Source organism: Granulicella sibirica, from assembly GCF_004115155.1.
Classification (GTDB): Bacteria; Acidobacteriota; Terriglobia; order Terriglobales; family Acidobacteriaceae; genus Edaphobacter; species Edaphobacter sibiricus.
Genome location: NZ_RDSM01000008.1, coordinates 1 through 22,234, shown reverse-complemented (window position 1 = coordinate 22,234; position 22,234 = coordinate 1). Strand labels below are relative to the sequence as shown.

12 protein-coding genes and 3 pseudogenes are annotated in these 22,234 nt (G+C 55.2%); 12 read left to right on the top strand and 3 right to left on the bottom strand.

Features of this window, described 5'->3' with window-relative positions:
• Nucleotides 1-656: 656 nt before the first annotated feature.
• Nucleotides 657-2,486 carry a M61 family metallopeptidase gene (locus GRAN_RS25110; RefSeq protein WP_277751258.1) on the bottom strand — a complete coding sequence of 610 codons (1,830 nt, stop codon included), beginning with the start codon at nt 2,484-2,486 and terminating at the stop codon, nt 657-659.
• Between the two features lie 1,475 nt (nt 2,487-3,961).
• On the opposite strand from GRAN_RS25110, the gene GRAN_RS25105 reads away from it, so the two are divergent.
• The 8 genes and pseudogenes from GRAN_RS25105 (at nt 3,962) to GRAN_RS25085 (ending at nt 14,282) form a co-directional block, all read left to right on the top strand.
• A complete protein-coding gene (locus GRAN_RS25105) occupies nt 3,962-4,921 on the top strand; it encodes a LysR family transcriptional regulator (protein WP_114210310.1) in 960 nt (319 codons plus the stop codon).
• Nucleotides 4,922-5,747: 826 nt separating this feature from the next.
• A pseudogene (locus GRAN_RS26825) lies at nt 5,748-6,563 on the top strand (aldehyde dehydrogenase family protein); the annotation flags it as partial.
• Nucleotides 6,508-6,633: a hypothetical protein gene (locus GRAN_RS27275; RefSeq protein ID WP_206662856.1), complete on the top strand. Its 126-nt coding sequence runs from the start codon at nt 6,508-6,510 to the stop codon at nt 6,631-6,633. The pseudogene GRAN_RS26825 and the gene GRAN_RS27275, both read left to right, overlap by 56 nt.
• Nucleotides 6,618-7,115 (top strand): annotated as a pseudogene (locus GRAN_RS26820) (aldehyde dehydrogenase family protein); the annotation flags it as partial. The gene GRAN_RS27275 and the pseudogene GRAN_RS26820, both read left to right, overlap by 16 nt.
• Before the next feature lie 2,065 nt (nt 7,116-9,180).
• Nucleotides 9,181-9,312, top strand: coding sequence for a hypothetical protein (locus GRAN_RS26815; protein ID WP_277751257.1), 132 nt, complete (start codon nt 9,181-9,183; stop codon nt 9,310-9,312).
• 27 nt (nt 9,313-9,339) lie between these two features.
• Nucleotides 9,340-10,590 (top strand): glycosyltransferase, encoded by a 1,251-nt coding sequence (locus GRAN_RS25095; protein WP_128915806.1) that lies wholly within the window; start codon nt 9,340-9,342, stop codon nt 10,588-10,590.
• Nucleotides 10,591-11,235: 645 nt separating this feature from the next.
• Nucleotides 11,236-12,720 (top strand): amino acid permease, encoded by a 1,485-nt coding sequence (locus tag GRAN_RS25090; RefSeq protein WP_206662854.1) that lies wholly within the window; start codon nt 11,236-11,238, stop codon nt 12,718-12,720.
• 389 nt (nt 12,721-13,109) lie between these two features.
• Entirely contained in the window at nt 13,110-14,282 is a 1,173-nt protein-coding gene (locus GRAN_RS25085; RefSeq protein WP_128915805.1) for a LamG domain-containing protein, read from the top strand.
• A gap of 736 nt (nt 14,283-15,018) precedes the next feature.
• Here GRAN_RS25085 and GRAN_RS25080 read toward each other — a convergent pair.
• Both GRAN_RS25080 and GRAN_RS25075 read right to left on the bottom strand, forming a co-directional pair.
• Nucleotides 15,019-15,695, bottom strand: a pseudogene (locus tag GRAN_RS25080) (IS6 family transposase); the annotation flags it as partial.
• Nucleotides 15,696-16,058: 363 nt separating this feature from the next.
• Complete coding sequence (locus tag GRAN_RS25075) at nt 16,059-19,034, bottom strand: sensor histidine kinase (protein ID WP_128915804.1); 2,976 nt, start codon at nt 19,032-19,034, stop codon at nt 16,059-16,061.
• Nucleotides 19,035-19,422: 388 nt separating this feature from the next.
• On the opposite strand from GRAN_RS25075, the gene GRAN_RS25070 reads away from it, so the two are divergent.
• The 4 genes from GRAN_RS25070 to GRAN_RS25055 form a co-directional block, all read left to right on the top strand.
• Nucleotides 19,423-20,091 (top strand): glycoside hydrolase family protein, encoded by a 669-nt coding sequence (locus GRAN_RS25070; protein WP_150133279.1) that lies wholly within the window; start codon nt 19,423-19,425, stop codon nt 20,089-20,091.
• Between the two features lie 99 nt (nt 20,092-20,190).
• A complete protein-coding gene (locus GRAN_RS25065) occupies nt 20,191-20,823 on the top strand; it encodes a response regulator transcription factor (RefSeq protein ID WP_241655146.1) in 633 nt (210 codons plus the stop codon).
• Between the two features lie 294 nt (nt 20,824-21,117).
• Nucleotides 21,118-21,651 (top strand): helix-turn-helix domain-containing protein, encoded by a 534-nt coding sequence (locus tag GRAN_RS27270; RefSeq protein WP_128915802.1) that lies wholly within the window; start codon nt 21,118-21,120, stop codon nt 21,649-21,651.
• A 98-nt stretch (nt 21,652-21,749) separates the two neighbouring features.
• Nucleotides 21,750-22,234, top strand: a 485-nt coding sequence (locus tag GRAN_RS25055; RefSeq protein WP_192898066.1) for a DJ-1/PfpI family protein, incomplete at its 3' end; no start/stop codon positions are given.

Below are 22,234 nucleotides of genomic sequence, written 5' to 3'. Positions count from 1 at the left end.
CCTGAAAGGAAAGACACCCAATCAGGTCCACCTCAACCGCCTGCCAGAAACCATGGCAGCCTAACCAAGACAGACCCTCCACCTAAGAATCACCGGAATCTGTTCAAACAAACCGAGCCACCTCTATAACTTCAACAAGAAAGATAGTAACGATTCACTGCGGCGTTCAGCGGAATGGTTCGCGAAGTTCATGCCCGCATCTCAGGATTCCCACGAAAAAGTAGATTCGAAATGAAGTGATTTATGGACCCATGAAACGCTTTTCATGCGAATCTGTCGCCAGCTTCTTCTATGCCGAAGAAGTTTAGCGAGTTCCTCTCGGGCCTTCATCATGGGCATGGCCGAAGCGAGCGCGGTTTATAGGTCCGACGCTGCTTAGCTAGCCCATTTACCTTGAGACCGTCTTGAGACAAGTCTCGTCCACGGGGTGATTCGAAACGGCGACCCCTTCGTCTCGCATGCGCTCACATGATCAGCAGTCACAACGTCTCAATTGGCTTCGGCGAGACAGAAAATCTACAAACTGCACTATTGACAATTCTCCGAGGTTTAGAAGTGCGTCGCTTGAAGTTCCGCGCTACTAGCATACTTCACAGCTTGCTGGATGGACGAGATGTGCCCGGAGCCAGCCTCGTCTATGCTTCATAGTTCTAAACTCACTGCACGACGGTCGATGAGATAGGAGCAAGGATCTCGTCAAGCAGAGGAGCGTTGTCGGGCAGGCGCTTCAAATGGGGATAGCGCATGCCACCCTTCCATATGATGGAGGCGGGGTGCTGCCATCTACCGCGTTTCACTACTAGGTCAAGCGGGCCGCTACTCTCTGCTGCGCGGATCGCGTCGACCAACACTCCAGGAGCATAGGGTTTCCCGTTAACTGAGACAATCGTTTCGCCGATTGTAAGGTTCGCATTGAAGGCCGGTCCGCCCCAATGAACTGCGTAAATGGCTCCGCTTGGACTCACTCGCATTCCAAGCGAGTATGCGAGATCGAGAGGTCCGGAAGGTGGGCTGCTACCGGGCGACTTGTCGGTGAAAACAAGTTGATAGCCAGTGCGCTCGATGCTGTGGATCAGCCTACCCTGCCCGTAATCGTCAAGATGCGAGCGAAAGAAGCTATGCCAGTCATAAGGTTGTACGGCAGTCAATGAGGCTAACATTGCATCGAATGTGTAGGTCTTTGTCACGTTGCCGGAGTCGCTGCCTCCTCCGAAGAAGCTGCGAGCAAAATCATCGAGCGATCTATTGCCGGCGCTCTCCTGGCGAATGATCGCATCGGCTTCGAGCCAGATCATCTCTCCTGAGTCGTATGGATCGAACATGTTGCGCTGCCAACTGGGCCATGATGCAGGCCTCCGGGCGAGGATGACTGCATCGTTGTTCGTATCTTCCAAAGATCGCCAATCCGCACCCGCGTCGAGGGTCATTGTGGCAGCCAGCCCAGAGAACTGCTCGTCGATATTGTCGTGACTGTAGAACCCTGCGCGAAAGCTGAGCACGTCTGCCCAATAATCGGTGAGCCCCTCGAACACCCAAAGCATCGAGTCGCGTTCTGGCGTGTTCAGGTTCGGCGTCCACATCTCCGCGGGACGGCGATACATACCATTCCAGGAGTGCACATAGCCGTGCACGATGAACGACAGGTCCGCCGCAGTCGCTGTCGAATTCGGCGACGGTTTGAGAAAGTTTGCCGGAGCTGAGTTCTCTCCGGATCGATGATGTTCGAAGTAAGTGCTTAACTCATCGGAGAGGAAGAGCATATGGTCATAATGGTCGTAGTGGTGTGAGCCGAAGAGCCTATTGGCCTGCGGCATAAGCGCGACGAAGTGCTTTGCCACCTCGGAAAGCGCCGAGAGGTTCTCCGGACTTTCCGCTGCAACGTCTAACCGAACAGGAGCCGGGGTTTCTGTAAGAACGATCTGCTTGAGGTATCGTCCGGCCATGACCGGTTGATCAATGAGCGCGTCAAGAGCAATGGTCGGGAATGTGACAGTGTTCTCGCCCGGCTGCGGAGCGGTCACGCCCCCATCGAGAGACGTCAGATAAGCCCACCCGGAAGGCAAAGTGACGGACGGATGGTAGCGAACGTCGCGAATAAAATGGCCAGCGGGATATAGGATGACCGATTGCCACTGAAGGTCGAGCATCGTCGGCGTGATGAGCACGGGACCGGTGTCAGGTCCCGTCGAGCCGAGATATTCATACTGCATTTCGAGTTGAGTGACACCGGCTGGCACATCGACGTGGAAGGCATGAACATCAACGGTGTCACGGATCCAGTGTACTCGACTGCCCTTAGCCGTGATGATTAATCCGGCCATCTTTTCAAGCGGCTCGTTCGGCGCGTGATCACCTGGTGTCCACTCTGGGAAGAGGAAGGTATGCATACCGTGGCCCACCACCGGCATGAGTTCCCGAATTCTGTAGACACGCCGCAGGACGTCCGTTGCGTCGATATGGAGTTCGACAACACCAGGATAAGGCATGTCCTTCGGGGTTTCGGTGGGTTTCGGCAACGGAATCGGCTGCGGCAGCGACGACTGCACCTGTGCAGGAAGCACCTCAGTCAAGACGGCGGTCGCCAAAAGATTCAGGATGACGACTTTCGTCCATCCCCAGAGATTTCGAGTGTGAGGACGCTGACCGATTTGCAAATTCCCTCTCCTGTACGCACCTTAGCAATGTCGATGGCCGCCCCAATCTCCCCTGAGAAAATCCAAAGAGCCAGCAGCTGTCGCCGGCAAGATAACACTACTCTCCATCAATCCATGAAAATGCTTTTTGGGGGACGTGATGTTTACTCGGTCGGCAAGAAACTAAATCCCTAAGGCCATTTGATTTTGGATCGCGATTCGAACCGTTAAAAAATTCTCCTGAACCCAAAGTATAGGCAAAGCTTTTCGCATCATTGCTACCATGGCGTGATCCGTGTCACTTTTGTCCTAATTCGGAGCTCCCGCGGCTTGCGCGAAGGCATCTTATATCTATGTGTGAGGCCGCCCTCTGCAGTTTGCAAGCCGCGCCTCCGTTAGCACGGAGAAATGTAAGTGAAACTTAACCGCAACGATTGCATTACCAACGTGCTGAAGGTTCTCGTGCGTCAACTCGGAGAGGAAGAAGCCGTCTCGGCTGGTCCGACTCTGAGGATGACTGATCTGACCGCGCCACACGAGGCAGCTTAGTCTTGAATATCGCTCCCAGCAAGTATGGCGGGATATCGGGTCAAGGAGAGATCTACGGCGGGGCATTCAAACATTCAAAGTTGCGGGGCGGCTAACGCGCGCATAGTTAGACTCCGCTTACCAGAATCATCTGGGGTGTTGGCAAGACAGGCGGCACACAATCGACTGCACAATTCTCTGGCTTCAGAACCGCCTGAGGCATTCCCTAGAAGATGCAGTAGCTGAAATGAACTCGATATTGATAAAAACGCAGCGGAACTGGCTGCGATGCAGATCGCCAGCATTCAGGGTGGGTATGTCGTGGCAAGCGCCGCGGGATCTCCGATGCCGCTTCGCAGAGCGATTCGGTGAGCACTTGTTACCCTGCGCTGAATAGACAGTCTCTAGCGGAGCGGTCGTCTCCGCCCATAGAACCCGTCGCGCGCTGCAGATGTAACTTCTGTTTCGCGGATCGAGTCTCGATTTCCCGTCCGCTGTGTCCTTAAGTCCCGGCGTTCTGCCAAAGTCATCCGACGAGGCAGTTTCGGCGAACCTTATCCTCACTCCCGTGTGCAAACTACATAGTCGGCTACGCAGATCGCTCGCCGATCCGGCACTCCGCGAGATCCACCTACCCGCTTTGTATGACGAAAGTACTGCCGTAACCGACCCTGATGGCAAAACGCCGCCTATGAAACGAAAACTCCTCCCTGTCTTTGGATATGATGGCTAGTCATATCATGAGACTTTAGATGACGTCGCGTCATGGACAAACTAGGACAGGTGGCCCATAATTTCATATGGCTATTCGTCTGGACCAACTCCGGAATGCCGACCTAAACCTGTTGGTTTATTTCGTGGTTCTCGTCGAAGAAAGGAGTGTCTCCCGTGCCGCAAAGAGACTTCGCCTTACGCAATCCGCGCTCAGCAGAGTCCTCCAACGGCTTAGGGGACTCTTTCAAGATGATCTTTTAGTCCGCGTGAACGGAATGTACCAGCCCACTCCACGCGGGCAAGACGTGCTCGAAGAATTGGCAATTGTCTTACCTCATATTGAAAAGCTTATCTCTGGCCGAGCTTTCATTCCTGCTGAGGAAAGCGTCACATTTAGGATCACGGCAGCGGATAGCCTTTCCTACTTGTATGGTCCAATGTTAGCCCGCCGGCACGTCAAGACTCCGAGGCTTGTCTTTGAATTTTCCTCTTATAAGGAAGACCGATATGAAAACTTAGGAGCGAACAGCAGTGATCTTGTTTTGGATGCGGACTTTAGAGCGCTCCCATCGCATTTAGTCAAAGAGACTCTTTTTGACGACTCACTTGTTTGCGCCGTGGCAAAGGAAAGTCCCTACAGGCAAAGGATTTCATTGGTGCAATATCTGGCTGGCGAACACGTCTCGGTAGATATTCTCGATGAACGTCAACCGCTACTTGACATTGCATTAGCCAAGCTGGGCGTCACTCGCAACTGTACCTTTAGCGTACCTTATTTCGGTATGGCCCTACGCATGGTTGCGGGCTCTCCACTCATTGCGACCCTGCCTAAGAGCATGAGCGAATTACTTGTAGACCGAAGGGCCGTCCGCTTAATCAAGCCGCCAAGAGAAGTAGGTTCATTCCGTTACATCATGGTTTGGCACAAACGACAGAATGGGGACGCTCGAAGCATCTGGCTTCGCCAAACCATGAGAGAGATGACAACTGAGCTCCTCTCAACCGTCCGCAGATCGAGCATGGTAGCCCTAGAAAGTGCCAAGTAGGTGCAAAAATTGTTGCAGCCTCGTAGTGTGCAGACGAGTGCTTCTATAGCCCTTAATTCATACTAAAGTTAGAACACATGTCGGGTCCAACCCTCCCCACTTGACAGAACAGACATTCTTTCGAGCACGAACATTAGAAAAGGAACTTGGCCTCAGTGGCGAATTTCATTTCGATCTGCAACGCATTATTAGTCGAGCTTATTGAACAACGCGTTAGCAAGGTCCCTCTATGCTTTCAGCATCAACGGTAACGCCGAGAATGCCGCCATCAAACGGCTACCAATACCAAAGTGGTTCCGATACTCCATTGTCACGCCACACAGCGCACAGAGCGTCCCAGCACCGCCTTTCGGTATTGTCGCGGCGGCCAATTCAGAGAACACTCGAGCCATCGTGCATGACCGGCAATGACTACGAGTCATAGGCGGGTGGCACGCTTTACATGATCCGGAGAGCCTTGTGGGGGCATCGTATTGTCCAGGATGAGAGATGCGCAGCGCGAGAGATCACGGTGAATTTCTAACGGTCTCAATTGATATAGCTGCAAAGAGAACTAACAGCTTGCGCAACTTCGCGAGTGGAATGTGAATTCTCTGCGCAACTGGACCGTAGGGCCGAAGAAGTAATACCGGCGGTCGGAAGTTCTTTGCATCGCTCCTTCTGCGCTCGCAAGTGCTGCTAGTCATTAGCAGTCCAGACAAGAACTTATAAAACAGTCAGATGGAGGTTTTACATTGGTACTAAATCATGCAGCTCGGCATTGGATCGCGGGTTAGTGGTCCAACTCAGGACACGAGAAAGATAGTTTTAACCCAGCAACAGGAAAAGCCATCGATCCTATTTCGACGCTTCTTCCGAGACTGCACAAGCGGCCATAGACGCGGCGGCAAGGGCGTTCAAAGAGTCGGGTTGGCGGTTGCACCCCGTGAAGAGGGCCGCTGCGCTCAATGCACTCGCTGACGCTTTCACGAGGCGTACCAAAGACGTGATTGATTCGTTGTGTTTGGGGAATGGAAAGCTTCGTCCGGAAGCTACGTTTGAAGCAATGGCCATCCCGAGAGCTCGAAGGTTTGCCGCGGGCTTATCGACGCAGATCTTCGGCCGAGTCTCCGATCCTGTGCCGGGAAAGCAATGCATGTCAATTCGCCAAGCCGTCGGTGTTGCGGGCCTGATCATTCCGTGGAATTCTCCAAGCTATCTCTGCATCCGCGCGCTCGCACCTGCAATGGCTGCAGGATGCTCAAGCGTGATCAAGATGCCTCCCCAAGCGGCCCAAACGTCGGCTGTACTCTGCGATATCCTCAGCACCGTCGACGAAATCCCCGAGGGCATCGTCAATTTCTTCATCGAGTCCGGCTCAGATGGAGCACAATTGCTTTTTTCTTCTCCTCAAGTGAGGACCATCAGCTTTACGGGAAGTGCAAACACCAGAAGAATTATCGCCAAAGCTGCGGGCGCAGAGCTAAAGCGCGTCGGATTAGAGTTAGGAGACAAGACTCCTCACCTGATTTTTGATGACGTTGACCTTGAGCCGGTCCTACCCGTAATCGTGAAGTCACCTACGGTTTTCGCTTGGTCAATTCTGCATGACTGGCAGCCGTGTTCTGGTTCATCAGAGTATTGCAGACCGGGCGAAAACTGAGCTAACGAGCCGGATCAAAGCCGTGCGCCCTGGACCGCCGCCGATGTCACCAGCGAGATGGGACCTCTGATCGATAAACAGAGTGTTCTGCGAGTTAACAAAGAAGTTGAAGAAGCGATTGCAAGTGGCGCTAAGGTCCTGTTAAGAGGAGGGCCTGCGTCCGAACCCGCCCTAAAAGATGGGGCCTTTTACTATCCGACTCTTTTGGAGGTGCATAATCCTTCGCTGTCGATCATTGAAAACGAGGTGTTTGGCCCGGTTCAGACATTGCAAACTTTCGAAACGGAGGAAGAGGCGATCCTACTGGCAAACGACACGATGTATGGCTTGAGTGCATGCATCTGGACAAAGGATGCAGCAAGACAGATTCGGGTGTCTCGTCAGCTTGATGCTGGCCTTATCTCGATTGACAGCTGGGCAAATTTGGCTATGGAATTCGAAGAAGGCAGATTCAAGGCGAGCGGTCTCGGCAGACTCGGCGGTGTTGCCCCTTTGGAGGACTTCCTCGAATACAAGCAGATAACCCAGGACTACATTCCAACCCAACACTAAAGGCGACAGCGATCTCTCTATCTCTCTGGAGCGGCACCAGGAGGGATCGCCTTGCGCTCCTATCACTGCCTCATGCTGATTTAACGCTTCCTGCCCAAGATGAACTTTTGGAAAAGGGATGCGGCAAAGTGTGCTAGTGTAGGACCTTCGCTTCGCCAAGCTAACACTGCATGATGGAGTGAAGAGCTTCCAAAAAGAAGCCGACACCTCGGTTCGGTCGCTCCGCCTACGCGCTTTGACAATTGACACCCTGCTAAGGATCTTCGCTGGCCGAAGACTTATTGAATCTGCCCCGATCTTCAAAGCTCTTAGCTACTATGGCGTGATCCGAGTCACCTTTGTCCTCATTCGAGCGTCTCGCGCTTGCCCGGAAAGCGTCTTTATAACCATGGCTGAAGCCACGCCGGCTATTTCCAAGCGGTGTCTCGAATAAAACGGAGGAAACATCAATGAAGCGCAGCCGCAACGATCAATCACCGATGTGCTCAAAGTTCTCGTGCGTGTACTCGGAGAGCAGAAACAGTCGCGGTTGATGTCGGGTCTGACGAGTCTGTCCCTGTTCCGTCCTGCTGAGTGGAGAAGCGAGCGATGCGCCAAACAGCAGTGGTTGCAGTTCCTATTGGCGTCACAGTGTCCGTCAGAAGCGGCGGACTTGACTGGTCTGGTCTCGCCACAGGAGGCAGCTTGTCTTGGCTTTCACGCATGAACCATGTCGCAGGCGCGGTATCCGGATATGAAAGCATACTTGGCGGAGGCGATCAAGCGATCAAAGTTTCGGAGGCGGCAAACGTGCATAGTCTGCCTCCGGTAACCGCAATAACACGGGTATTGGCATGAAGGCCCAGCTTTTGGTGGAGGTCACAATCAATTCACCACGAAATGTGGATCAGCGTCTGACAACATCCCTGGAGTCGAAATGGTGCTAGCGGATCGGAGAATTCCTCAGATCTACCAAGAAACTGAACCTAACTTATTTTCGGGCACGGCATGCCTCAGAGCGAATACCGGCAGTCTTGCAAAGGAGGCAGTAGTCCATGGATTCTTTTCGCGTAGTTCTCACCTTGCTCTTGACGCTTCCATCTCCGAGTTCTGCTGGTGTCTGCAGCGGGATCGATCAGCAGCTTACGCCCGAGCGACAGGGACGGTATGCTTCACTCGTCGCGTCAAACATTCCAGGACAGCACTCCCCCTCTGAAGTTCGAATTCAGCGTTATATGCACGCCGGTAACTGGACTGCCATCTTTGCCGTTCCCCATGACGGCGAACGGGGTGTCTTCTTCTTTCGCGCCACGGGTAGCAAGGAAGTATTGCGTGATGTGTGGGGAGGAGCACTGGGCCCGGACAGCGAGGACGATGCGGCGAGATGGACACAAACCTTGGGCCCTAATGTTCCCCAGTCACTGGCACGCTGTTTCGCTCACGCAGTACATACCGGCGACTGAAGGAAAAGGCCAATGGAACGACTCCGCCGGCCGGCACCAGGCACTCAAAGCAGTACAAGCCTAAGAGGTCGACCATAATGAATCGGAAACGAAAACTCTCAATGGTATCCACTCTAGCCTTAGCCGGGCTCTGTCTTTTCCAGGCGACAGCACAGTGCCACCTCGCGCACCGAGCAATCCATATCCCTGGAACGGCTCATGGGTGCTCGAGGTGAAGCGTGGTAGCCCGATCGCTGCCGAGGCCGGCGTTCCCCAACTCTATCGCTTTCATCTAGGCCCTGGCGATGGCCCTGATGTCCCGATCCCTGGGAGATCCCCGAACTCGGTGAAATCGTACAAGGGCGAACCAAAGACAGTCCCATGCCAATCGTTCGAGCAAAGCCCACGCCAGGTCTCACCTTGGCCGTCCGCAGAGAGGGCCCCACAGTCCTTCTCTACTCAGTGTTTAAGAACGGAACCCTGGAAGGCGGCGAACAATTGTTGCTGGTGGACATGGAACCGCTTGGATCGGCCTCACTTGGCCAGAGGATCTCCAGGATCCCGCCGCGCAACTCACTCATGTCCAAAAATTGCCGTCCAAAATTGCCGGCAAACCCAAAACCAACCTGAAGTTTCTCAACCAAATGAAGCTACTCAAGTCCTCCCGTATTACGGCGTACGAAGGCCGGGCGGTGGATAGCTTCGCTCTTTTGGCGAAGAACGGAGCCCAAGGCAAAAAAGCTTCCGATCACCGCCCATTTCCGCAGCCCATCTAAATCTTCAAAAAGAATCGAGAAAACCGCATGAAACTTGGTCTATTACACCTCTACGCTGCCGGACACCTCAACCCTTCACTTGCTCTCGCCGCGGGGCTCGTGGAGAGGGGCGTAGAAGTTGTCGATTTCAACATCTTAGATAATGCCCCGGCAATCGAAAGAGCAGGTGCTCGGTTCGTCCCATTCGGAGAAGGTGTAATGGGCCTTGGCTATCTCGCTGACGTCGCGCGCATGACAGCAACGCTTTCTGGCGAGGCGAGCCTAAAGTACTTTGGACAAAGAATGGCGTTACTCGAGCTAACGGCCTTCAACGAGCTTCCAAGCCTTATTAAGAACGAGGCCGTGGATGCATTGATCATCGATCAGCTATTTCCGGGCGGATCAACAGTCGCTGAACATTTGGGTTTACGCTTTATCACGGTAGCAAATGCGTTGCTCATCAACGAAGAAGACGGCGTGCCGCCTCCAAGTCTCCCATGGGTATACGACTCCTCTGATGCAGCACGCGAACGCAATCGGCTCGGCTGGGATGGGACGCGGAAGATCTTTCAGCCATTATTGGATCTGACGAACAAGCAACGTGTTACGTGGAATCTAGCGCCGCACAACGACTTCTTGCAAGATGCTCAGTCCCCTTTGCTTCAACTCGCGCAGATCCCGGCGGGCTTCGATTTCCCTCGTAAGCGGTCTCCCTTGAATCTGCATTATGTCGGGCCGCTGCGCCACGAGCGCGCCCGTCAACGCATATCGTTTCCTTGGGACCGGCTCACCCCACAGCCTTTGATCTATGCGTCACTTGGTACTTTACAGAACGGAATCTCACAGATCTTCCAGGCAATCCTAGAGGCCGCAGAGGGGCTTGACGCACAGATTGTTCTGACGCTCGGCGGTGCCCAGCGGAACTCCTCGCACACTCACGTTCCGGCCAATGTGCTCGTTGTCGACTACGCTCCGCAGGAAGAACTCCTAGACCGTGCTGCTCTCTGCGTCACGCATGCAGGAATCAACACGGTGATTGACTGCCTCAGTCGTGGCATTCCGATGGTCACGATTCCGATTGCCAGCGAACAACCTGGCAACGCCGCCCGCGTCGTCTGGACGAAGACCGGCACGATGGTGCCTCTTGATCAACTTACGTCCGAACGCCTCCGCGGCGCCATGCAGAGCGTTCTAGGCGATGATTCGTATCGCAAGAACGCAAGGAGGTTCGCCGAAGAGATTGCTAGCTCCGATTCTGTTGCTGTCGCGACTGAGCTTATCGCTAATACGCTTTCCTAGCGTCCATAAGGGACGCCATGAACACCGAAAGTTCAGACTGACGCTCCTTAGACTTCAGAAGAGAGTACTCAGCAGTATCGCTGTTGGCGGCAGGCAGCTCTTGGATTCGTTTCGTAAGAAACCATGCTTGGCGGAGGATCGCGCGTGGAGTGTTTTACATCGCGAGTTGCACGATTGAAGACTATTTAGGCACCTCTGGCGGGATTCGTAGGGCATTTGACCGATCAGAGCGCTTGGTATCGCAAACCTCGCACATCAAACGTTAAGTTACTGCTAACCAAGTATCGAAGCATCGGAAGACATCATTTTCAGATGGAGTAACACAGTGTTGGGGAACAGCGTCGGTTTCAATATGCAACAAATAGAGTGCCAATCTGCTACGGCTAGGGGCTTTTCGTTTCGTGCTTTTTCGAAGGTTTTCTGCCAGAAGATCGAACGCACGCGCCGCACAATTCCAACGATTCACTAGATCTCGGGAGATATCGCCTCCCTGATAGGGTGCACCGGACTACCTCTATGGGGGGAAGGAGAGGCACACTTTCCCCGACGACTCCAGGCTGCCCTCCAGATACATTGGGTGAAATCGACTACGAAGGTCGGCTAAGCAACAGCGGTCCACGGAAGTCAGGAAGAAGAGAAATAATTGTGTGGAGAGTCAAATCTTTAGATGCGGTCAGTGAAGTCGACGAACGCAAAAGCCTGCGTCGATCTCTAGGACCGCTACAACTCACCCTTCTTGGAATCGGCTCTACGATCGGCACTGGCATTTTCGTGCTTACTGCCGAAGCTGCCCAGCAAGCTGGCCCGGGCATGTTAGTGTCGTTCATCCTTGCTGCGTTTGTTTGTGGTATCGCGACTCTCTGCTATGCCGAGATGTCTGCAATGGCTCCGGTCTCCGGAGCAGCTTATGCTTACGCCTACGTTAGTTTTGGAGAGTTCTGGGCATGGGCCGTAGGGTGGGCGCTTGTGCTCGAATATGCGATCACGGGCAGTGCGGTCGCCGTGGGTTGGTCGGGATATTTTGTTGGTTTACTTAAGAGCTCAGTGTTTCACATAGTCGTTCCGCCCTCACTCGCAAATGGGCCCTATGCGGGCGGCGTAATTAATCTGCCTGCCGTAATCATCTCGATTCTTGTGACTTTGCTGCTTGTGCGCGGCACGAAGGAAAGCGCGCGAGTCAATGCACTCTTTGTGGCCGTTAAGGTTGTGGTCTTGGCAATCTTTATCGCCTTATCACTCCCGTTGCTCCACGCTTCAAACTTCCACCCGTTTGCTCCATTGGGTGTATCGGGCATTGCGAGCGCTTCCGCATCTATCTTCTTCACATTTGTCGGGTTTGATGCCGTCGCCACTGCCGCTGAAGAGACCAGGGAGCCGCAAAGAAATATCCCGTTGGGTCTATTTGGTGCACTTTCGGTGGTCACAATAATCTATGTGCTCGTTGCGATCGGTGTAACTGGGGCTTACGGATCTCAACCTCTCTTCGGACCACATGGTGAATATTTGTCTCCGGGCTCGCTTGGACTCGGAAAAGCGTGTGAGTCGATTACAGCTTCCGGCACGAGCGGTCCGCTTGTCTGCTCGCAAGAAGCTTTGGCTTTTGTGCTTCGGCAAATCGGTTATCCCTTGTTTGCCAACCTGTTGGGGCTCGTTGCATTTCTGGCCCTTCCCTCCGTCATCCTAATGATGATCTACGGACAGACGCGGGTGTTCTTTGTGATGTCGCGCGATGGCCTACTGCCTCGCGCATTGTCGCGCGTGCATCCGCGTTGGCAGACGCCGCACATCATGACACTTGGCACAGGTACGGCGGTCACAGTTGCGGCCGCCTTCCTGCCTGTCGGACGATTGGCGGCAATCGCGAACTCAGGCACTCTCTTTGCCTTCTTCATGGTTTCCCTGGCAGTGTTGCGGCTCAGAAGGACCGATCCACAACGTGTGCGCCCATTCCGGGTCGCTGTGGTGTGGATCATCGCACCACTATCGGCTGCGGGGTGCGTCCTGCTGTTCCTCTTTTTGTCGACGGAGGCAAAGTTAGTCTTGCCGGTGTGGTCCGCTATCGGCTTGCTGATCTACATCTCCTATGGGGTTCGGAAATCACGGATGGCACGACGGCCAGAAGCAAGATGAGGGAGGACGCGCCTAACGTCTTCGACATTATCCGTGTGAAGCTCGGAATATTTTCATCGACGTCACTTGTGGTGTTCAATTTGAGGGAAAGATGATGGATGTCGATGCTCAGGATGGTGGAATGAGCCATGCGATGTCGAGTGCGGTCCGCAATCATGCGGTTGAGTAATTCGTGGGACCTAATTGCTTGAGTCTACGATGCTTTCCTAGACGTGGTCGTCGCGCAGATGCATTCAAGAATACAGTTCATCAAGGATGTCCCAGCTCCGACAGGTGACTAGGGAAAATTGTCCGAATCTATCACGGAAATGTCTTCATTCCGCGGGCCATTTGCATTCACTGACCTGGCGTCTCTTATACCCTTGGAGCAGGAGTCACCCGTAGACACTATGTTTGCACCGTTGAAGTTCATTAGACACGCCGCCAGTGTGGTCACGTTGACCTCGGCCTGTTTCGCTTTGGCGCAGCGCGTCGATGTTCCGCTAAACCCGGGGAGTTGGATATCTCACGCCGAGTTTGCCAGTACTAAGCCGTCTAGTCCCTCGTTCGAGGTTCGAGAAGGCTTTCCGCAAGGTCTGGTGCAATTATCGGAGGGATCTATCCAACTCCAAAACTTCGATTTTGCGAGCGGCACAATCGATTTTGATATGAAGGTGACCGGAGATGGCCTTCCCGGTATTCGTTTCCGTATGCAAGGCGAACGGGGAGCGGAGAACTCCGAAGAGTTTTACCTACGCCCGTCGGTTGACTGCAGAGCTTCAGACGACTGCGTGCAGTACGCTCCCATCATTAATGGCTTCATGCTCTGGAATGTCTTCCCGGAGTATCAGACTCAAGCCCCGGTCTATGACGGCTGGAACCATTTCAAGCTCGTAATTTCGGGCCGACGAATGAATCTTTATGTCAATCACTTTCCGGAACCTGTATTGAAGGTAGGAAAGCTGGAGAGTAGTTCTTCTCACGGAACTATCGGTCTTGTGGGACCGGCACAGTTCGCAAACCTAACAATTCGCGCTGGCCAGGTTGACGGGCTCCTTTCATCGGTCGCGCCAGATCGTTCCGATAACGACCGAAGCATTGTTCATCACTGGGAACTTGGCTCTTCTACTCCTTTCCATCTGGGCAAACCTCCAGCTTTCTCGGATGTTCCCTCGCAGGCGTGGAAACCGGTCAGTTCGGAGAGGTTCGGGTTTGTAAATCTCAATCGTCTCTATTCTGCGCAAGAGGTTTCCCCAGAGCTGACATGGCTCCGCTTCTCTGTTTGGTCCGAAAAGAGTCAGACCAAGACTATGTCGCTTGGATGGATCGGGCAGGCATGGATCTTCGTCAATGGCTCGTTCTTGACGACAAAAAAGAACTTCTATTACCCGGAGGCAGAGCGGCAACCACCAGACGGGCGCTACAGCTTAGAAAACGGCACCGTACAGCTCGTTCTTAAACCTGGTAGGAATATAGTCACCTTCGCCGTATACGATTCCATCAGGAACACTGGAGGGGATCGCACCAGGTACGGCTGGGGCGTCGGCGCTAGCTTCAGGGACACCGCAGGATTACGGTTCTAATCTGTCCGCTATAAACATTGTTTTGACGATTGGCCACTGTTTCCCGAGATCGAACACGCGCGGCGAGGAGTGTGGCCGTTCGTCAACATCGGTCAGTAGCTATATGAATGAGGCATGCGAGAAGGGGTATCGTTGTCGCCAAGAGCGGCATATGTCGCGCCATGTGACGCATACTAACCCGCCCAACCAGACCGCTGAAACAGAATGTGGAGAATGATCATATGTTTCAGCTCCTCATACTCGGAGCATTCTTGGTATCCAATTTGACGGTCGTCAACGTGCAGCCAGAATGTCAGGTTCACATTCTGCAGCCGCTAAAAGACGATCTGGGAAACCATTGGCAAAGTGGGAAGACTCTTTCGGTGACGATTGAGCGAGACAATGCGACCGGAGGAGAATTTTGCGCACACGGGGGTTCATGTTTTCCTCGTCGGATTGACGGTAGGGACGCGGTCAAGCTCTTAAATTGTCACATTGGGCCCGCAATAGGTGGTGGAGATCACCGTTTGGTGCAAAATAACGGCTCGTTCAAGAAGTAACGCCAAGATGCATGTCGATCCGCATGGACATGTATACCTTTAGGTATTCCACGAAAATGCACTCTTGGTCTGCCCGATCTTTGTACCGTGGAGTGTTAGTGTAGCGCAGCTTCTTTTCGATCAAGTAGCCGCCGTCGGGCTCTGTTGAACCTTTAGGGTTGGATGAAGGGCGTCCGAGACGTTGCCTGCCCTGAATTTCAAGCAGTCTGTAGTTTGAGGCCTTCACCGATGAGAGCGACTGCCTCGGCGAGCGCACTGGCACCGATCCCGAAGGCCCGTTCTACGTGCGCGCCTCGCTGCGGACGTCTTGTGTGAGGTTGAAGATCGCCGCTTGACCCTTGTGTAATGCACGCATCACCTCAAACCGTCGGATCGTCGCGTAAGCTGTCTTCAGCGTTCTGAAGCCCCTCACTGAACGGATCAGTTGCTTCAGCTTGCCATGATCGGCTTCGACGACATTGTTCACAAACGTTGCTTGTCGATGCACCGTTTTCTCAGGACATTTGCTCACGGCGTTAAGTTATGAGATCGCGATACTGTAGGTCGGCGCTTTGTCCGTGTTGATGACCCCCGGCCTCCCCCCATCCTTCAAACCGTTCAGCGCCTTGCCAAGGAAGCGATTCGCCGCTTTGGCGTTGCGTGTCGGTGAGAGATGGAAATCGATTGTGTTTCCATGCTTGTCGACAACTCGGTACAGATACGTCCACTGACCACGAACCTTGATATAGGTTTCGTCAACCCGCCAACTCGTCGTTTGCGGGCGGCGCCACTGCCAGCGCAGCCGCTTTTCGATCTCCGGCGCGTACCTCTGAACCCAACGATAGATCGTGGAGTGATCAACGGGCACGCCACGCTCACCCATCATTTGCTCCAGAGTTGTCGAGTGGCAATGATTATCGAGCATTCCCAGTACCGATGGCTACCTAATCAGGCATCAAAAGGCGCTCGCAAGCTTGCTCGCTTCTCCGCTATTCAGTAGCGACGTACCTAAAGCTCACCCCCGAAGGCTGCGCAGGAAGAGTCAGGATGAAAGAACAGTCAAACGGCGGACCTGAAACCTGATGTTGCAAATGGCCTTCCAAGGCCGAGAAACTTATCAGGACAGGGACGCGGCGTATCTCATCATGGCCGGGAGATATTCTCCACCAGAAGGCCGGATACATTGACGCAGACTTTCTCATCCCTCAGCTTTTCCCTTGCAGTCAGACGGCGGACCATACATTTGCAACAGAGCCGTTTACCGGTAGGCGTCGCGTGCTTTGAGGGTGACCCGCACCAGCGTACCCTCGCCTGGTGCGGTGCGCACCTCTAGGGTGCCGGGTAGTTTGGCGACACGCTCCTGCATGCCGGGCAGCCCCCAGCGGGTCTGGTTTTTAGAAAATGCCGCGGGGGGCGTGAAGCCGACGCCATCATCTTCACAGTCCAGGGTGAAGTCGGAGAATGCAAAACGGAGCCGAACGGTGATGCGTGAGGCTTGCGCGTGCCGGACGGCGTTGACGATTGCCTCACGCGCAATAAGAAAGAGCTCGGCAGCTACGGAGTCTCGGAGATTGTTATTGCTCATCGGGTCGCCGATGACATCCAGATGCAGCAGCCGGCCGCAGCCCAGGTCTTCTGCAACGTTTGTTAAGAGACGGCTGAGCTCATCGCCGGTGATGGCCTGGCCACGGAGACCCTTTACGCGGTCGCGGCCCTCCACGATCAGCTTTTCCGCGCTGGTCAGGGCGCGTTCCAGGGCCGGACGGGATGGATGGCGGTCAGGAACACCTTCAATGGCAACGTGAAAGGAAAAGAGCAAGCCCTGTATGCCCTGCAGGAGAGTGTCGTGGAGGTCGCGTGCGATGGTGATGCGCTCGTCGGCGCGCTCTTCCGCGTTTCTGCGGATCCTGTCAGCCGCCAGGCGCAGACGTTGGCGGATTGCGAGGGTAAAGAGAGCAATAAGAAGCAGCGTGACCAGGGCGATGAACCAGCCCCGTTCATAGTAGTGGGGCTGAACAGTGAACGTATCGAAAGAGACTGGCCGTGTCCAGTTTCCGAAAGCATTGCGGGCCTTGAGGGAGAAGGTGTAGCGGCCAGCGCGGAGGTGCGTGTAGACGGCCTCAGTTCTTTGACCTACCAATTGCCAGTCGTTGTCGTAGCCGTCCAAGCGGTAGGCGTAGGAGAGGCCGGAAGGATCGGAAAAGTCTACGCCGACGTAGTGGACGCTGAAGACGTTGACGCCGGGTGCCAGGGAGCGGTTCTGCGGAAAGGGAGAGCCGTCAACAAGAGCGTCTTTGATCGTGACGGTAGGCAGTTCAAAGGGCCGAATGTCTTGTGAGACAAGCGACACAATGCCATTGGGTGTGTCGAACCAGATGCGTCCATTCGCGTCCTTGTGAACGGTCTCGCTGAAGAGGTTCATCTGGGTAGGGCCGGTGTAGTCGCCTTCTGCGATATTGTTCGTAAGCAGCCGATGGGTGGGATCGCTGAGCGCCTGTTGGAACTCTTCTGCACGAATGCGCACCACGCCCTTGATGCAGTTCAGCCAAAGATCGCCATCGTCTGCTTCCACCAGGCCAGTGACCATGGTTGCGTCGTTTGGGTCGGCAAAGCGCAGCTGATGGAAGGACCCGTTTGTCCGGACAGCGATGTTGCTGACCCCATACGCGAGTAGCCCAAGTCTTGTTTCCGTGAAGCCGAGGATAGCGTTCGAGCCTACGGAGCCCAGGGAGCGGACCCGAGCCGCGCCCGGGTCAAGGACGCCAACAGCGCCGGCGCGATCGCCGAAATAGGTTTCGCCGCTGCGCGCGGTGTATATGCCGCTAAGCTCTGCACCCTGCCAGCCGGGATTGAGCTGCTGCCATCGGTAATGCTGGTATCGGAGCAGGTAGCGCCCGAGGGCCGCGCCGGCGACGACGGCCAGCACGGACCCATCCGCGGTGCGGCCGGAGCCGGTAAAGATGTAGTGATTGCCCAGGCCCGGCTTGTCGGGGAAGGGAGGGGGGAGCATGGTGACGTGATCGTTCTCCAGCATGGCTAGTCCGGTGGACTTGCGAAGCTGATTTCCGAAGGGTGAACAGTCCAGATCCTCAACCTGTGTTTCCTTCTTTTCGATCAGGCCATCGCTATGCCGCAGCAAGAGGTTGCTGTGCGCGTCGATGATCCACTGACCGCCGTTTTTTCCGGGGCAAAACTCCCAACTGCCCGGCGTTGCGTGGGGAAACAGCGGGATGAGCGTGGAGGTTTTAAAGCGCTCCAGGCCCCCCATGCCGCCAACCCAGATGGACCCGTCGCTCGATTGCAGCAACGCGTTCGCAGTGTAGAGACCGACGGCCGTACGCAAAGGGACCATCTCCTCAGGACGCTCCGGAAATGACTGGAAGGCTGGGGTGGGCAGATGCATGAGCTCAAAGCCTGATGTGAGAAGCCAAAGCGAACCATCCCGGGTTACCAAGGGTGCCGAAAGCGGCTCTCGGACGGAAGGGGTCGGGAGAACATGACCGGACGCATCCAGGTGCAGAAGGTGCTGGGCGGCGGTATCTTTGGGCGCGGGTCCGGAGCTTGCGATCCAGAGACTTCCGTCGGCACCGCCGGTGAATTTGCACGGACCGTAAACGAAGACGTCCAGCGCCTGGTAGGCAGCGTCCGGCGTGCGGCGGTAGACGCGATCATCTTCGACCGTCCAAAGAACGCCACTCGTATCCGCGAAGAGTTGCGTGACGTGTGCGCGGCCGTTGCCGGGGTCGGCTACCACGTGCCAGACGAGGTCCGGTCCGAGAAAGACCAGCAATCGCTCGTTGAGAACAGCCCAGATAGTGCCGTCAGGCGACTGTTGCGGATACTTAATTGAATCCAGATCCGCGCCTTCGACTCGACCCAAGTATTCGCCCTGCCGCCGATGAAGAAGAATCGGAGCGCCGTGCGCGAAGATGAGAAGCATATCACCCTGCTGGGTGGACAGTAGATCTAGGAGTGAAGAGCCGAGGACGACACCTGGAACGGTGACGTGCTCGAAGGATGATCCGTCGAAGTGGAACAGGCCCTGGAAGGTCGCGAGATAGAGCAGCCCGTCGTGCCCTAGAGCGAGAGCGCGGACGCCAAGGGGAGCCCCATCGTGGCCAGCCCAGGTGTCGTGCTGCATCTGGCCGAGCGGTTGCATCTGCGCAACGGCAACGGACCTGAAGCAGAGAAACACCGAAAGCAGAAGGACAATGCGTCGGTAAAAGATGTTCATCGCGTTCCGTGAGAGAGCTGGCAGCGAAAGCCGTCACCCCAAGGGCAACCTGCTGAGGTTATTGTAAGGCGGATACGACCATTGGCGGCCCAAACTGCGGGGTGGCAGGATGTAGCGCACAATTGTCTGCATTTGCGCCACCCTGGAGGCGTAGTTTGCCATCAAATTGATTGATAGTGGTCTGAGAGGATGGAAGGTGGCGCTCCTATTTTAAAGTGGGTAGCAAGTGTACTGTCCATGGCGGAATACTATGTGCTATCCGGCGCGCCGCCGCCCCAGGCAGCGAACGGGCGTTGTGACGTCACGGAGCAACGTGCTGCTGCGTGACGACTAGCCATGGTTCCGCATGCGTTTTACCAGATCGCATCTTAGGTGGCACCCGGCAATCTTGCCCGTGCCGACTAGCATACGGCTGGCAGGGGTGAGCACTGCGCAGGACGGAATTGTGGCGAAGTTGATGAACTCGGCGACGCAACTGAACAACAGCGCACCGGTCCACTTGCTGGTGCCCGAGAACACAGATTCCTCAGGCGATAAGAGCTTCAACTCCGAGTTGTTTGCCTGTGCGAGCTCAAGCAGCCAGTTCAAGCTGATTGAGACAGGAAACATATCGGCGTTTTCCGGAAAATACACAATGGCGTACCCCACCGGACCTTTTGAGACGCCCTGCTACAAGGTGGGAATTGCCTGGGCTGACACGCTGCTTGGGCCGTACAAGAAGATCCTGCAGCAGGACACCGGCAATGTCCCGTGCAATCCAGCGGCACAGGCTGAGGTGGTGTATCTGCTTCAATCCTCCCAACCTGGGTGGCCCAACTATGTGAACGCTATGGTCCAGGCACCGGGAGTGCCTTCGCTGGTGCAGTATCCGGCGGGCACCTGGTACCTGTACTTCGCGGGGTATGATCCCTCCGTGACAGCGAGTGGTGGCATGTTCAATCCGGCCGTACGCCAGCCGTATGCGATGCGGCTGACCTTCGCCATACCCCTCAACACGACCGTCTCGGCCACGGCGAACACGTCTCTGGCGACATGGATCACGGCGGCCACCAACTAGCCCGGCTTTTGTTTTCTGGACCCGGGCGATCGCCGTGATTGTGTGCGCGCCTGTACCTGTCCGGGCACGCGTAAACTGTCTCTGCAAAGGAGTTGCACAGTGTCTTCTGGCCCGGCGAAGATTCGCGTTCTGCTTGTGGATGATCATCCCGTAGTGCGAGAGGGTGTGCGTTCCATGATCGTCGGCCAGCCGGATATGGACGTTGTTGGGGAGGCGGAGAGTGGCCATGAGACGCTTGCCTCCTACGAAAAGCTTCGCCCGGATGTGGTCCTACTCGACCTGCGGCTGCCGGACATGGATGGCATCCAGGTGATTGAGGAACTGCGTCGGCAAGACGGCATCGCGCGGGTGATTGTGCTAACGACGTACTCCGGCGATGTGCAAGCCCGGCGGGCGTTGAAGGCAGGAGCGGTGGGTTACTTGTTGAAGGCCTCGGCACGGCGAGAATTGCGTGAGGCGATTCGCACGGTGTTTGCCGGCGGAGTGTGCGTGCAGGCAGAGGTGGCGCTGGAACTCGCTCAGCACACCGGCGGCGTACAGCTTACTCCGCGTGAACTGGAGGTCTTGCACCTAGTTGCCCTCGGCTACTCCAACAAGCTGGTCGCGGACCATCTCAACATCGGCGCGGACACCGTCAAAGCACACATGACGAGTATCTTGGCCAAGCTGAAGGCGAACGACCGTACTCACGCCGTGACGATCGCGCTGCAACGAGGCTTCCTCGACCTTTAGAGTGCCGCGGGTTGCACATACCCCCCCCCGGATTGGGGGGGGGCCGTCCCCCCTCATCAGGCAATATCTTCGGGCGGTTCAAACTGTCATGATCGGTTCGTGAGGCGTTTCGTTTTACGCAGCCGCTGCCATTCTGTTATGCAAGGGGACAACTTCAACATTCAAACGTCCGTGATTCGACTCGTCACGCATGCAGTTAAATCCCCTCGCCAGTAAGGGGGCGCGTTGGAGAGGGCTGCGTCGATAGTCTTACAGTCGAAACCTTGCTGAACCGCTAGACGCAACCCAGGAGGTATGATGCCGCTCAACGTGACTTTGCTTGCGCTACCGTCAGCCAGTCTTATGAACATTTTTGGGCCCGCGGAGGTGGCGAAGCACATGGTACTCTTCCTGCGCCGGTCGGGTGCTCAACCGCAATTGAGTACCACGCTTTTAGCGCAAACATCAGCTGCTCGGTCGATTAGTAATCTTCTGTTTTGGATTGCGGACAATCTCGACGACGACCTCTCCGTTAGCGAACTCGCAAAACGGGTGGCCATGAGCCCGAGGAATTTCGTGCGACACTTTACCCGCACCGTTGGCAAGACTCCTGGACGCCACGTGACTGAGCTGCGACTCGAGGCTGCGTGTCAACATCTTGCGAGCCCGAGCCTGAGCCTGTTTGAAGTTGCAAAGGCTAGCGGCTTTGGCAGCGTCGAAGCTTTCCGACGCCCATTCACAAAGACCTTTGGCATTCCTCCAGGGAAGTACAGAATTCAATCGAACGAAAGGGTCCGTACTGAAGCTCCTCCTGCTACCAGCAATGGATATCGACTCGGATGGACTTGATGATCACAGGCAGAAGGAGTTCCTATGACGGGCCAAGGACACGAGCAAAGTCGCCGCAAAGTCCGGATCCCGCTGGGCTCAAACGAAAACCTATACGCGTGATTCTTCTGGCGCTACCATCAAGCAGCCCAATCAATGTGTTCGGTCCTGCTGAGGTGTTCGAAGTTGTAAATGCGGATCTGTCCGAGCTACTTTACGATGTGCGGATCATTTCTCTGGAGCCTCGAGGAATTGCACCCAGAACTTACGAACAATTCGTGGATGAATTCGAGTTGCCTGAGCTTGTTCCGAGTGCCGACACTATTCTTTTTGCCGGGGGACATTCAGGGCCCATGGCTTTTCCTGAACATAGGATGAAGGAGTTAGCGGAGTGGGCACGGCTGCATTGCGCCGCAGCCCGACGAGTCGCCGGTGTAGGTTCGGGTAGCCTGCTCCTAGCGGAAGCCGGACTACTTCGACAGAAGCAAGCGACAACTCATTGGACGTACCTGGAGCACATGGCGACAAGGTATCCTGAGGTTCAAGTCCTTTCTGATCGCATCTATGTAAAGGATGGCTTCTGCTATACGGCAGCCGGTGGCAC

Coding starts and splice junctions, on each gene's coding strand:
- GRAN_RS25110 (WP_277751258.1), bottom strand. CDS start 2,486: ATGCCTTATCCTGGTGTTGTCGAACTCCATATCGACGCAACGGACGTC.
- GRAN_RS25105 (WP_114210310.1), top strand. CDS start 3,962: ATGGCTATTCGTCTGGACCAACTCCGGAATGCCGACCTAAACCTGTTG.
- GRAN_RS27275 (WP_206662856.1), top strand. CDS start 6,508: ATGACTGGCAGCCGTGTTCTGGTTCATCAGAGTATTGCAGACCGGGCG.
- GRAN_RS26815 (WP_277751257.1), top strand. CDS start 9,181: ATGAAGCTACTCAAGTCCTCCCGTATTACGGCGTACGAAGGCCGGGCG.
- GRAN_RS25095 (WP_128915806.1), top strand. CDS start 9,340: ATGAAACTTGGTCTATTACACCTCTACGCTGCCGGACACCTCAACCCT.
- GRAN_RS25085 (WP_128915805.1), top strand. CDS start 13,110: ATGTTTGCACCGTTGAAGTTCATTAGACACGCCGCCAGTGTGGTCACG.
- GRAN_RS25075 (WP_128915804.1), bottom strand. CDS start 19,034: ATGAACATCTTTTACCGACGCATTGTCCTTCTGCTTTCGGTGTTTCTC.
- GRAN_RS27270 (WP_128915802.1), top strand. CDS start 21,118: ATGATGCCGCTCAACGTGACTTTGCTTGCGCTACCGTCAGCCAGTCTT.